The organism is Streptomyces sp. NPDC048270, assembly GCF_040652335.1.
Classification (GTDB): Bacteria; Actinomycetota; Actinomycetes; order Streptomycetales; family Streptomycetaceae; genus Streptomyces.
On sequence record NZ_JBEZLV010000017.1, the window covers coordinates 34,481 to 47,503 of the forward strand.

General features: G+C 74.0%; 10 protein-coding genes. 8 read left to right on the forward strand and 2 right to left on the reverse strand.

All coding sequences use genetic code 11. The features are described 5' to 3' along the window. Nucleotides 1-36 precede the first annotated feature (36 nt). Both AB0D66_RS17080 and AB0D66_RS17085 read left to right on the forward strand, forming a co-directional pair. Nucleotides 37-981 (forward strand): EamA family transporter, encoded by a 945-nt coding sequence (locus AB0D66_RS17080; RefSeq protein ID WP_362303269.1) that lies wholly within the window; start codon nt 37-39, stop codon nt 979-981. After that, nucleotides 981-1,337 carry a DUF1801 domain-containing protein gene (locus AB0D66_RS17085; RefSeq protein ID WP_362303271.1) on the forward strand — a complete coding sequence of 119 codons (357 nt, stop codon included), beginning with the start codon at nt 981-983 and terminating at the stop codon, nt 1,335-1,337. Before AB0D66_RS17080 ends, AB0D66_RS17085 begins: the two co-directional genes overlap by 1 nt. Nucleotides 1,338-1,913: 576 nt before the next feature. On the opposite strand, the gene AB0D66_RS17090 is transcribed toward AB0D66_RS17085, so the two are convergent. Then, on the reverse strand, nt 1,914-2,903 hold the full coding sequence (locus AB0D66_RS17090; RefSeq protein WP_362303274.1) for a WYL domain-containing protein: 990 nt from the start codon (nt 2,901-2,903) through the stop codon (nt 1,914-1,916). 39 nt (nt 2,904-2,942) lie between these two features. Here AB0D66_RS17090 and AB0D66_RS17095 point away from each other — a divergent pair, with 39 nt between their 5' ends. After that, the gene (locus tag AB0D66_RS17095) at nt 2,943-3,398 is read left to right on the forward strand and encodes a hypothetical protein (protein WP_362303277.1); all 456 of its coding nucleotides are present in this window, start codon (nt 2,943-2,945) and stop codon (nt 3,396-3,398) included. A 61-nt stretch (nt 3,399-3,459) separates the two neighbouring features. Here AB0D66_RS17095 and AB0D66_RS17100 read toward each other — a convergent pair whose 3' ends face one another. Further along, nucleotides 3,460-5,100, reverse strand: a complete 1,641-nt coding sequence (locus AB0D66_RS17100; RefSeq protein ID WP_362303280.1) for a CocE/NonD family hydrolase — start codon at nt 5,098-5,100, stop codon at nt 3,460-3,462. 340 nt (nt 5,101-5,440) lie between these two features. Between AB0D66_RS17100 and AB0D66_RS17105 the strand changes: the two genes are divergently transcribed. Genes AB0D66_RS17105 through AB0D66_RS17125 form a run of 5 tightly spaced genes read left to right on the forward strand, consistent with a single transcriptional unit; the run spans nt 5,441 to nt 12,999 of the window. After that, nucleotides 5,441-6,262: a TIGR03084 family metal-binding protein gene (locus AB0D66_RS17105; protein WP_362303283.1), complete on the forward strand. Its 822-nt coding sequence runs from the start codon at nt 5,441-5,443 to the stop codon at nt 6,260-6,262. Then, the gene (locus tag AB0D66_RS17110) at nt 6,259-8,328 is read left to right on the forward strand and encodes an acyclic terpene utilization AtuA family protein (protein ID WP_362303286.1); all 2,070 of its coding nucleotides are present in this window, start codon (nt 6,259-6,261) and stop codon (nt 8,326-8,328) included. Before AB0D66_RS17105 ends, AB0D66_RS17110 begins: the two co-directional genes overlap by 4 nt. Next, nucleotides 8,325-9,923 carry a carboxyl transferase domain-containing protein gene (locus AB0D66_RS17115; RefSeq protein ID WP_362303289.1) on the forward strand — a complete coding sequence of 533 codons (1,599 nt, stop codon included), beginning with the start codon at nt 8,325-8,327 and terminating at the stop codon, nt 9,921-9,923. The genes AB0D66_RS17110 and AB0D66_RS17115 overlap by 4 nt, the downstream gene beginning before the upstream one ends. An 8-nt stretch (nt 9,924-9,931) precedes the next feature. Beyond that, nucleotides 9,932-11,839 (forward strand): biotin carboxylase N-terminal domain-containing protein, encoded by a 1,908-nt coding sequence (locus tag AB0D66_RS17120; protein WP_362303292.1) that lies wholly within the window; start codon nt 9,932-9,934, stop codon nt 11,837-11,839. Next, nucleotides 11,836-12,999, forward strand: a complete 1,164-nt coding sequence (locus AB0D66_RS17125; RefSeq protein WP_362303295.1) for an acyl-CoA dehydrogenase family protein — start codon at nt 11,836-11,838, stop codon at nt 12,997-12,999. The genes AB0D66_RS17120 and AB0D66_RS17125 overlap by 4 nt, the downstream gene beginning before the upstream one ends. Nucleotides 13,000-13,023 lie beyond the last annotated feature (24 nt).

The window sequence follows — 13,023 nt, forward strand, 5'->3', positions numbered from 1 at the left end:
GAAGCCACACTCCTTACGAACCACTAATCTGGATAAATGCCCGCACCCTCCGCCTCCCCGACGACGAACGCCACTCCGGCCCCGGCCGGCGCCGCGACCCCCACCGCCACGCCCCCCGCCGCCGGCGGATCCCGCTTCGGCCCGGTCGCGCTGGTGGTCTCGGCCGGGATCTCGGTGCAGTTCGGCGCCGCCCTCGCGGTCATGATCATGCCGAGGGCGGGGGCGGCGGGCGTGGTCACCCTGCGCCTCGCGGCCGCCGCGCTCGTGCTGCTGCTCCTGTGCCGCCCCAGGGTGCGCGGCTACCTGCGCGCCGACTGGGGCACGGTGATCGCCTTCGGCGTGGCCATGGCGGGCATGAACGGCCTGTTCTACCAGGCCATCGACCGCATCCCGCTCGGCCCGGCCGTCACCCTGGAGGTGCTCGGCCCGCTGGCCCTGTCCGTGATCGTCTCCCGGCGCCTGGTGAACCTGCTCTGGGCGGGCCTGGCCCTGGCCGGCGTCGTGCTGCTGGCCGGCCACGGCGGGGCCGGCTTCGGCGGCCTCGACCCCCTGGGCGCGGCCTACGCGCTCGGCGCGGGCGCGATGTGGGCGGCGTACATCGTGTTCAGCGCGCGCACGGGCCGCCGCTTCCCCCAGGCGGACGGCCTGGCCCTGGCGATGGCGGTGGCCGCCGTCCTGTCGCTGCCGCTGGGCATCGTCGAAGCCGGCTCCGCCCTGCTGGTCCCCAGCACCCTCGCGCTGGGCCTCGGCGTGGCCGTCCTGTCGTCCGTACTGCCCTACACCCTCGAACTGCTGGCCCTGCGGCGGCTCCCGGCCCCGACCTTCGCGATCCTGATGAGCCTGGAACCGGCCATCGCCGCCACCGCCGGGTTCCTCGTCCTGAACCAGGCCATGTCCGCCCTGGACGCCCTGGCCATCGCGCTGGTGATCGCCGCCAGCATGGGGGCGGTCCGCTCCCAGACCCGGAAGCAGGTCGCCTGATGGATGCCGACGCCTACCTCGCAGCCGCCCCGGACGCCCGCCGCGAGGCCCTCACCCGCCTGCGGGAGCTGTGCCTGGCGGAACTGCCGGGCTTCGAGGAGGCCATCGCGTACGGGATGCCCGTGTACATCCGGCCCGGTGAGGAGGTCGGAGAGATCGCCTGGGCGAACCAGAAGCAGTACATCTCCTTCTACCTGATGCGCACGGACGTCCGCGAAGCCTTCGCGGACCGCCTGGCCCCCCACGACATGGGCAAAGCCTGCCTCCGCTTCCGCAACCCCGCCAAGGTCGACTTCGCCCTCATCCGCGACCTCCTCCGCGCCACGGCCGCGCCCGGTCCGGGCCGGGCCTGCTGAGGGGTGCGAGGGCTCGCCGGACGGGGTCGGGGGCGGGCGGAGCCCGGGCCGCGGGTGATCCGCGAAGGGCGAGGCTCCGGCGGCGGGAGTTCGGCGGGCCTTGTCAGGGAGGGTCGGGGGTTTCCCGTCAGTCCCATCGTCTCTCCGTGGCGGGACGCTCCCTCAAGGGCGCTCCTCCTTCGTCGTCGCGTCGCTTCGCGATGGCTTCCAGCCACCCTTGACCGACCGCCCCACCACGGAAAGACAGGGACCGCCGGGAACCCCCGAAGGAACGGGCCGGGGGACCGGGATCCGCGCGGGCACATCGCGCTCCCCGGCCATGCCCCCGGAGAGGCGGGGCTCCCAGGGGCCCGGCCTTCACCACGGCCCGAGTCCGGTGCACGCGTCAGATCGCCACGCGCCTCTCCCGGCACGGCGTCCGGCGCCCGTCCGGGGTGGCTGCACGGCCGCGCGGAGCGCCCGTGGGTAACGGCTTCGAGGTGTCGAGCGCGGGTTTCAGGGGATTGTGGCGGTCGGGCTCGGTCGGGGGCCGCGCCGTACGAACCCTGCGGGAGCGGGCCAGGGGGGTCGGGGCGCTCAAGGGGTGAGGTGGGGAGCGCTCGGCCCCGTGGTGTAGCGGGCCGTCAGCGTGGTCAGGGTGGTCTGGATGCGGGCGCGCAGGGTCGGTGGGGACAGGACTTCCGCTTCGGCGGCCAGGGACAGGAACTGGGATTCCGCCTGGTCCTGCGACTCGATCGGGAGGGTGGCGCGGGTCCAGCCCGGCAGGTCCGGGTCCGGGTGGCCGGTGGCGGCCAGGGCGCGGGCCTGGGGGCCCGTCAGCCGGGACGCGGCGCCGGGGGAGAGGCGTACCTCCGCCTGTTCCGGGTACAGCCGGGCGTGGAAGTCCTCCTGGGTCCGGCGCCAGTGCGCGGCCAGGTCGAAGCCCTCGGGGAGCTCCACGGTCCGCGCGGTCCGCGTCACCGACAGGATCTGGTCCACCCGGTAGGTGCGGGCGCCGTCCGGGCCCGCCACCAGGTACCAGCGGCCGGCCTTCAGGACCAGGCCGTAGGGGGCGAGGAGGCGGCGCACCTCCCGGGGTTCCTTCCAGCGCCGGTAGAGGACGTCGATCTCCCGGCCCTGCCACACGGCGTCGGCGACCTCGGCGAGGTACGGGGTCTCCTCGTGCTCCGCGTACCAGCCCGGCGCGTCCAGGTGGAAGCGCAGCCGCATCCGGTCGGCCTGTGCGCGCAGCTCCGGCGGCAGCGCCGCCCGCAGCTTCAGCTGGGCCGCCGACAGGGCCCGGCCGAGGCCCAGTTCCGCCGCCGGGCCCGGGATTCCGGTCAGGAACAGGGCCTCCGCCTCGCCCGTGCTGAGCCCCGTCAGCCGGGTCCGGTAGCCGGCGAGCAGCTGGTAGCCCCCGCTGTGCCCGGCGTCCCCGTACAGCGGGACGCCCGCCGCGGCCAGTGCCTCCGCGTCGCGGTAGACCGTGCGGACGGACACCTCCAGCTCGTCCGCGAGCTCGGCGGCGGTCATCCGGCCGCGGGTCTGGAGCAGGAGGAGGATCGACAGCAAACGGCTCGACTTCACTGACACATGGTGTCAGTGAACCCCTCCTACGGTCCTCACATGAACGATTTCGACTTCCTCATCGGCACCTGGGACGTCGCCAACCGCTGGCGCGCCGACTTCCTCGACGCGGACAGCGCGTGGGAGGAGTTCCCGGCCGTGTCGCGCATCTCCCGCCACTTCGACGGCGGCGCCAGCTTCGACGAGATCGACTTCCCGACGAAGGGCTTCGGCGGCCTGACGCTGCGGCTCTTCGACCGGGAGCGCGAGCAGTGGTCGCTGTACTGGTCGAGCCGCCGCACCGGCGTCCTGTTCCCGCCCGTCGTCGGCCGGTTCGAGGGCGGGCACGGCGTCTTCGAAGGGGAGGACACGCACGACGGGCAGCCGGTGCGCGTGCGGTACGTGTGGTCGGGGACGGGGGAGGGGCAGGCGCCGCGCTGGGAGCAGTTCTTCTCGCTCGACGGCGGCGCCGACTGGCTCCACAACTGGACGATGGACTTCACCCGTCGCCCCTGAGACCGTACGCCCCGCCCGGCCGGCCACGGGGGACCGGCCGGGCGGGGCGTACTCCTGCCCGCTAGCCCAGCGGCAGGTCCAGGTACGAGGGCGTCGGCTCCGGTGAGGTGAAGGCCAAGGTCGCGCGCGGCAGGTTGGCGTCACCGTAGAAGGGGTCGCGGGCGTCGATCACCAGCAGCAGCCGGTTGCCGCGCGGGACGTCGTACGCCGTCGCCTGGAGGTCGATGTCCGCGCTGATCAGGCTGTCGGGCGGCGAGTCGAGGTCGGTGTACGGGGCGTGCGTGACGATGTGCGCGGTGCCGTCGGGCGCGGTGTCCAGGAGGTACGCCACGAAGGCGGAGCCGGGGTTGGGCGCCCGGTAGGTGACCCGCAGTGCGGGTGTGCCGCGCAGCCGGGTGGTCTCCTCCACCGGCGCCGAGGCCCATACGGCGGCCACCGAGCGGTCGATGTCGCCCGTCGGGTAGGCCTTGGGCCGGCCGGCCATCTCCGCGTAGCCGGACAGGACCACCGCGTCGGCGACCGTCGCCGCGGTGTCCACCCCGCACAGCACGGTCGCCGTCCAGCCCGCCTCCGGAGCCTCCGCCAGGTCCCCGCTGCCCGCCAGGAACAGCCGGTGCGTGTGCTCGGTGAGGGAGGGCCAGGTCGGCCGGGGTTCGAGGGTCTTGTTCCACATGACCTCGCCGAGCACCTGGCCCTCGTCGCCGATGCCGTTGTCGATCTCCTTGAGGTGGTGGTCGAACCAGCGGTGGGCGTCCGTCCATATCCGGTTCGGCAGGCCGAACATGCCCGACGACTCGGGGCCGGAGTGGTCGCCTATGGACAGGACCATGCGCTTGGGGCCGGTCAGCTCGTTGAACATCTTCAGCGTCTGGTTGACCGGGAAGAGCGTCTCGTGCCAGGCGTGCGCGTAGAGGACCGGCACCTGGCGGCGGTTGAGCTCCTTGATGTGCGTGAACGGCGAGCGCGGCTCGGCCCAGGCCAGGGTGGAGCGGATGTCGCGGCCGGTGAGGACGTTGTCGAAGACGCTCTGCGTCTGCGGGCTCAGCCGCGCCTTCCCGGCCGCCTCGAGCAGGGCCCGTACGGCGGCGACGTGGCGGGTGGAGTTCTCGTAGAACGCCTCCCCGAGGTCGCCCCAGGTGCTCAGCGCGACCACGGCGTCGACGCGCGTGTCGTGGGCGGCGACCAGCTGGCTGATGCCCGAGCCGTACGAGTCCCCGAGGAAGCCGATCTTCGTCACCGGGCCGGCGGTGCGCTCGATGAGGTGGTCCAGGGCCCGGCTGCCGTCGGAGACGTCGAGCGGGCCCGCCACGTCCACCTGGCCCTCGGAGCCGGGGAAGCCGCGGGTGGTGTAGGTGAGGACGTCGTAGCCGCGGGCCGCGAAGAGGGTGGCCTGCACCGCGTACACGAGCCAGCCCAGGCTGGTCCACGGCGAGGGCATCACGACCGCCGGGCGCGGCGCGCTGCCCGTGTGCCGCCAGAGCGCGGCGTCGAGCAGGTCCCCGTCGGCGCCGGTCACCTTGCCGCGGGAGAAGACGGCGACGGACCGGACCTCGGCGATCTCGGCGGCCCGGGCGGGGGAGAGGCCGGTGACGTCACCGCTCTCCAGGGCCTCGACGAAGGCGTGCAGGGCGTTCGCGTCGAGCTCGGGGTAGAGGGAGAAGGGGGTCGGGGAGGCGTGCGCGGTTCGGGCGGCTGGATTCACGTCAGTTCATCCTCTTCGTCGTGGTCTGCGTCGAGTGACATGAACGTGCTGCGCGCGCCCGGGCCCGGAGCGGAACGTCCAGTATCGACGGGACATCCGGTGACGTATCGCGAGTTTCCGGCTTACGGCCTGAATCGCCCCCGTCCGGCCCCGGCCCGGCCGGCGGGCGAGCCGCCCGGAGACCGGCGGCTGCCAGGAGCGGTCACCAACTTCCCTTCCTCGGCGGATGGTTGGCGGGGGTGGCGGGAACGCGCCACCTCCTGAGAAAACCATGCAAGCGTGCTTGATTGTTTTGGAGGCGGCTGCCAGTGTTCCCCTCACGCCGAGAGGGGAGCACACCGTGCCCGATCCGTCCGCCGCAGACGCCACCGCCGCCGCTGCCGCCGTTCTCGCGGACCTGCGCGAGGAGGGGCGCGAACTCGACGCCCTGGTCGGCGAGTTGCCCGCTCCCGACTGGACCCGGCCCACACCCGCGCCCCGCTGGAGCATCGCCCACCAGATCGCCCATCTGCACTGGACCGACCGGGCCGCCCTGCTCTCCCTCACCGACGCCGCCGGCTTCGCCCGCATGGTCGAGGACGCCCTGGAAGCCCCCGAATCCTTCGTCGACGAGGGCGCGGAGGAGGGCGCGAAGCTGCCGCCCGCCGAGCTGCTCGCCCGGTGGCGCTCCGCGCGCGCCGCCCTCGACGCGGCCCTGGCCGCCGCCTCGCCCGACACCCGCTTCCCCTGGTACGGGCCGCCGATGAAGGCCGCCTCCATGGCGAGCGCCCGGCTGATGGAGACCTGGGCGCACGGGCAGGACATCGCCGACGCCCTCGGCGTACGCCGCACCCCCACGGCACGGCTGCGGCACGTGGCCCGGATCGGCGTACGGGCCCGCGACTACGCCTACGCGGTACGCGGACTGCCCGCGCCCGCCGAGGAGTTCCGGGTCGAGCTCACGGCCCCGGACGGCTCCGGGGCGTGGACGTACGGGCCTTCGGACGCCCCGCAGCGGATCACCGGCCCGGCGCTGGACTTCTGCCTCCTGGTGACCCAGCGGGCCCACCGCTGCGACCTCGCCCTGACCGCCACCGGCCCCGACGCGGACCGCTGGCTCGACATCGCCCAGGCCTTCGCGGGCCCGGCGGGGCAGGGCCGGGCTCCGGAGGGCTCCCGATGACCGCCGCCCCCGCCGCCCCCGATGCCCAGCACCCCCGCCACCCCCGTCGCCCCCTGCGCATCGGCAACGCCTCCGGCTTCTACGGGGACCGCTTCGACGCCCTGCGCGAGATGCTGACCGGCGGCCCGCTGGACGTGCTGACCGGGGACTACCTGGCCGAGCTGACCATGCTCATCCTCGGCCGCGACCGCCTGAAGAACCCGGACCTCGGCTATGCGAAGACCTTCCTGCGCCAGCTCGAGGAGGGGCTCGGGCTCGCGCACGAGCGGGGCGTGCGGATCGTCACGAACGCGGGCGGCCTGAACCCGGCCGGACTGGCCGACGCGGTGCGGGCACTGGCGGCCGAGGCGGGGGTTCCCGTGACCGTCGCACATGTCGAGGGCGACGACCTGATGCCGTACGGGGAGGGGGCGCTGACCGCCAACGCCTATCTCGGGAGCGCCGGGATCACGGCCTGCCTGCGGGCGGGCGCGGACGTGGTGGTGACCGGCCGGGTCACGGACGCGGCGCTGGTCAGCGGCCCGGCGGCCTGGTGGTTCGACTGGGCGGCCGACGACTACGACCGGCTGGCGGGAGCCGTGGCCGCGGGCCACGTCCTGGAGTGCGGCACGCAGGCCACCGGCGGGAACTACTCCTTCTTCACCGCCCACGACGTCCGCCGCCCTGGATTTCCCCTCGCCGAGGTGTCCGAGGACGGCTCCGCGGTGATCACCAAGCATCCGGGGACGGGCGGTGTCGTCTCGCCCGGCACCGTCACCGCCCAACTCCTCTACGAGACCCAGGGCGTCCGCTACCTCGGCCCGGACGTCACCGCCCGCCTGGACACGGTCCGGCTCTCCGCGGACGGCCCGGACCGCGTCCGCATCTCGGGCGTACTCGGCGAACCGCCCCCGGCCACCCTCAAGGTGGGCGTGACCCGCATCGGCGGCTGGCGCAACGAGGTGGTCTTCGTCCTGACGGGCCTGGACGTCGAGGCGAAGGCGGCGTTGGTGCGTGCGCAGCTGTCCGAGGCGCTGGAAGGGGTCGCGGACGTGCGGTGGACCCTGTCCCGCACCGACCACGAGGACGCCCCGACGGAGGAGACGGCGAGCGCCCTGCTGCGCCTGGTGGTCCGCGATGCGTCCCCGGACCGGGTGGGCCGCGGTCTGACCTCGGCCGCGATCGAACTCGCCCTGGGCAGTTACCCCGGCTTCCACGTCACCTCGCCGCCGGGGCCGGCGCAGCCGTACGGGGTCTTCGGCTCGGACTGCGTCCCGGCGGAATCGGTCCCCCAGGTGGCGGTCCTGCCGGACGGCTCGCGCCGGCCGGTTCCGGTCGCGCGGCGGCCCGCCCCCGGGGCTTGCGGCCCCGGCCGCCGCTCCCGGGACTCCGCCCCGGACCCCACGGGGGCTCCGCCCCCGGACCCCCGCGCCTCAAACGCCGGCGAGGCTGAACAAGATCCAGCCCCTCCGGCGTTTGAGGAGCGGGGTCCGGGGCGGAGCCCCGATCTTGCAGCCTCGCCGGCGTCTGAGGCGGGGGGCCCAGGGCCGAGCCCCGACCCTTCAGCCTCGCCGGCGTTTGAGGCGCGGGGTCTGGGGCGGAGCCTCGGTTCGGGAAGGGGCGGGGTGGGGGAGAGCCCCGCGGGGCGCACCACCCGCGCCCCGCTCGGCTCGGTGGCCGGCGCCCGCAGCGGCGACAAGGGCGGGGACGCCAACGTCGGCGTATGGGTCGAGTCGGCCGCAGCCTGGGACTGGCTCCACCGCACCCTCACGGTGGAGGTCCTCCAGGACCTGCTCCCCGAAGCCCGGGACCTGCCCGTCACCCGGCACGTGCTCCCGAACCTCCGCGCCCTGAACTTCGTGATCCCCGGCATCCTCGGCGACGGCGTCGCCTCCGGCCACCGCTTCGACCCCCAGGCCAAGGCCCTCGGCGAATGGCTCCGCGCCCGCCGCCTCGACATCCCGACCCACCTGCTGCCCGAACCCGCCCCAGCGCCTGCGCCCGCCACCGCGCCCGCCACCGCGCCCGACCCCGACCCCGACCCCGCCACCGAACCCGCCACCACCCCGGAGGGGACCGGCTCATGACCCGCCTGCGCACCACCGTCGACCCCCACGCCCCCGAGCACGCCCAGGCCCGTACCGCCGCCCTGGAACGGCTCGCCGCCCTCGACGCCGAGCACGCCAAGGCGCTCCAGGGCGGCGGCGAGAAGTACACGGCCCGGCACCGGCAGCGCGGCAAGCTGCTGGCCCGCGAGCGCGTCGAGCTGCTGCTCGACCCGGACACCCCGTTCCTGGAGCTGTCCCCGCTGGCGGCCTGGGGCAGCGACTACCCCGTCGGCGCGTCCATGGTCACCGGCATCGGCACCGTCGAGGGCGTCCCCTGCCTGGTGACCGCCAACGACCCCACCGTCCGCGGCGGCGCCAGCAACCCCTGGACCCTGAGGAAGGCGCTACGGGCCAACGAGATCGCCCGGCAGAACCGCCTGCCCTGCATCAGCCTCGTGGAGTCCGGCGGCGCCGACCTGCCCTCCCAGAAGGAGATCTTCATCCCGGGCGGTGCGATCTTCCGCGACCTCACCCGGCTCTCCGCCGACGGGATCCCGACCATCGCCGTCGTCTTCGGCAACTCCACCGCCGGAGGCGCGTACATCCCCGGAATGTCCGACCACACCATCATGATCAAGGACCGCTCCAAGGTGTTCCTCGGCGGACCGCCGCTGGTCAAGATGGCCACCGGCGAGGAGAGCGACGACGAGTCCCTCGGCGGAGCCGACATGCACGCCCGCACCTCCGGCCTCGCCGACTACTACGCCCTCGACGAGCAGGACGCGATCCGCCAGGCCCGCCGCGTCGTCGCCCGCCTGAACCACCGCCCGGCGCACGCGGAACCGCCGCAGGCCGAGGAGCCGGCGTACGACCCCGACGAGCTCCTCGGGATCGTGCCGCCCGACCTGAAGACGCCCTTCGACCCCCGCGAGGTCATCGCCCGCATCGTCGACGCCTCCGACTTCGACGAGTTCAAGCCGCTGTACGGCACCAGTCTCGTCACCGGCTGGGCCACCCTGCACGGCTACCCGGTCGGCATCCTCGCCAACGCCCAGGGCGTGCTGTTCAGCGCCGAGTCGCAGAAGGCCGCCCAGTTCATCCAGCTCGCCAACCAGCGCGACATCCCGCTGCTGTTCCTCCACAACACCACCGGCTACATGGTCGGCAAGGAGTACGAGCAGGGCGGCATCATCAAGCACGGCTCGATGATGATCAACGCGGTCTCCAACTCCCGCGTCCCCCACCTCTCCGTCCTGATCGGCGCGAGCTACGGCGCCGGCCACTACGGCATGTGCGGCCGCGCCTACGAGCCCCGCTTCCTCTTCGCCTGGCCCAGCGCCAAGTCCGCCGTCATGGGCCCCCAGCAGCTCGCCGGGGTGCTCTCGATCGTGGCCCGGCAGTCCGCCGCCGCCAAGGGGCAGCCGTACGACGACGAGGCCGACGCCGGCATGCGCGCCTTCGTCGAGGCGCAGATCGAGTCCGAGTCCCTGCCGACGTTCCTGTCCGGGCGGCTGTACGACGACGGGGTCATTGACCCGCGCGACACCCGTACCGTCCTCGGCCTGTGCCTGTCGGCCGTCCACAACGCCCCCGTCGAGGGCGCCCGCGGCGGCTTCGGCGTCTTCCGGATGTGAGCCCGCACATGACCATCACCTCCCTGCTCGTCGCCAACCGCGGCGAGATCGCCGTCCGCGTCTTCCGCACCGCCCGCGCCTTGGGCCTGGCCACCGTCGCCGTCCACTCCGACCCCGACGAGCACGCCCTGCACGTGCGCGAGGCCGACGCGGCCGTACGCCTGCCCGGTGCCGCACCCGCCGACACCTACCTGCGCGGCGACCTGATCATCAAGGCCGCGCTCACCGCCGGAGCCGACGCCGTCCACCCCGGCTACGGCTTCCTCTCCGAGAACGCGGCCTTCGCCCGCGAGGTCCGGGCCGCCGGCCTGGCCTGGATCGGGCCGCCGCCCGAGGCCATCGAGGCCATGGCCTCCAAGACCCGGGCCAAGGAGCTGATGCGCGCCGCCGGCGTCCCGCTCCTGGAACCCGTCGACCCGGCCGCCGCCACCTGCGCCGACCTGCCCCTGCTGCTCAAGGCGGCCGCCGGGGGCGGGGGCCGCGGGATGCGCGTGGTCCGCGACCTCGACGTCCTCAAGGAGGAGCTGGAGGCCGCGGCCGCCGAGGCCCGATCGGCCTTCGGGGACGGCGAGGTCTTCGCCGAGCCCTACGTGGAGCGCGGCCGCCACGTCGAGGTGCAGATCCTCGCCGACGCCCACGGCACCGTCTGGGCGCTGGGCACCCGCGACTGCTCCCTCCAGCGGCGCCACCAGAAGGTCATCGAGGAGGCTCCGGCCCCCGGCCTGCCGGAAAGCCTGCGCGAGAGCCTGCACGAGGCGGCCGTCGCCGCCGCCCGCGCCGTCTCCTACCAGGGCGCCGGCACCGTCGAGTTCCTCGTCGCCGCGGACGGACGCCCCTACTTCCTGGAGATGAACACCCGCCTCCAGGTCGAACACCCCGTCACCGAAGCCGTCTTCGGCCTCGACCTCGTCGCCCTCCAGCTGCGCGTCGCCGAGGGCGCCGCCCTGCCGCTCACACCCCCGGCGCCCGTCGGCCACGCCGTCGAGGCCCGCCTGTACGCCGAGGACCCCGCCCAGGACTGGCGCCCGCAGACCGGCGTCCTGCACACCCTGGCCGTGCCCGGTGAGGTCCGCGTCGACACCGGCTTCACCGACGGGGACGAGGTCGGCATCCACTACGACCCCATGCTCGCCAAGGTCGTCGCCCACGCCCCGACCCGCGCGGAGGCCGTACGCGTCCTCGCCCACGCCCTGGCCGGAGCCCGCATCCACGGGCTCACCACCAACCGCGAGCTCCTCGTACGGTCGCTGCGCCACCCGGAGTTCGCCGCCGGACAGCCCGACACCGGCTTCTACGAGCGCCACCTCGCCGCCCTGACCGACGACGCCCCGGACGCCACCCTGTCCGCCCTGGCGGCGGCCCTCGCCGAAGCGGCACCGGGCCCGGACGCCCCCCTCGCCGCCCGCCTCGGCGGCTGGCGCAACGTCCGCTCCCAGCCCCAGACCCGCCGCTACACGGCGGCGGGCACCGAGTACGAGGTCGCCTACCACCCGGTGGACCACCCCGGAGTCCGCGTCCTGTCCGCCGCCCCGGACCTCGTCACGCTCGAAGTCGACGGCATCCGGCGCCTGTTCCACGTGAAACAAAATTCGAACAGCTCCGACCTCTACGTCGATTCGGCGCTCGGCGCCCACACCCTCACCCCCGTCCCCCGGTTCGCGGACCCCCAGGCCCGCACCGAACCGGGCTCCCTCCTCGCCCCCATGCCCGGCACCGTCGTCCGCGTCGCCGAGGGCCTCGCCCCCGGCGTCGCCGTCACCGCCGGGCAGCCGCTGCTCTGGCTGGAGGCCATGAAGATGGAGCACCGCATCCTCGCTCCCGCCTCCGGCACGCTCACCGCGCTCCACGCCACCACGGGCCGGCAGGTCGAGTTCGGCGCCCTGCTCGCCGTAGTCCAGGAGGAAACGACGTCATGAGCTCCGCCACCATCGAAACGCCCGAGCACAAGGCCCTGCGCACGGCGGTCGCCGCCCTGGGGCAGAAGTACGGCCGCGAGTACCTCGCCCGCGTCGCCCGCGAGGGCGGCCATCCCGACGAACTGTGGGCCGACGCCGCCAAGCTCGGCTACCTCGGCGTCAGCCTGCCCGAGGAGTACGGCGGCGGAGGCGGCGGCATCGCCGAACTGTCCATCGTCCTCGAGGAACTCGGTGCCGCGGGCTGCCCGCTGCTGATGATGGTCGTCTCACCCGCCATCTGCGGCACGGTCATCTCCCGCTTCGGCACCGAGGACCAGAAGCGCAGCTGGCTCCCCGGCCTCGCCGACGGCAGCCTGACCATGGCCTTCGGCATCACCGAACCCGACGCCGGATCCAACTCCCACCGCATCACCACCACGGCCCGCCGCGACGGCGACCACTGGATCCTCACCGGCCGCAAGGTCTTCATCTCCGGCGTGGACATCGCCGACGCCACCCTCATCGTCGGCCGCACCGAGGACGCCAGGAGCGGCCGGCTCAAGCCCTGCCTGTTCATCGTCCCGCGCGAGGCCCCCGGCTTCACCCGCTCGGTCATCGACATGGAACTCCAGGCCGCGGAGAAGCAGTTCGAACTGGTCCTGGACGAGGTGCGCCTGCCCGCCTCCGCGCTGGTCGGCGACGAGGACGCGGGTCTGCTCCAGCTGTTCGCCGGGCTCAACCCCGAACGCATCATGACCGCCGCCTTCGCCATCGGCATGGGCCGCTACGCGCTCGCCAAGGCCGTCGACTACGCCAAGTCCCGCCAGGTGTGGAAGGACCCCATCGGCGCCCACCAGGCCCTGGCCCACCCCCTGGCCGCGGCCCACATCGAGCTGGAACTGGCCCGCCTGATGATGCAGAAGGCCGCCCATCTCTACGACGCCGGAGACGACCTGGGGGCCGGCGAGGCCGCGAACATGGCCAAGTACGCGGCCGGCGAGGCCTGTGTCCGGGCGGTGGACCAGTCCGTGCACACCCTCGGCGGCAACGGCCTCACCCGCGAATACGGCCTGGCCTCCCTCATCACCGCCTCCCGCGTGGCCCGCATCGCCCCGGTCAGCCGCGAGATGATCCTCAACTTCATCTCCCACCAGACCCTGGGCCTGCCCAAGTCGTACTAGAGCCGGCCGGCGCGGGGCCGGGTC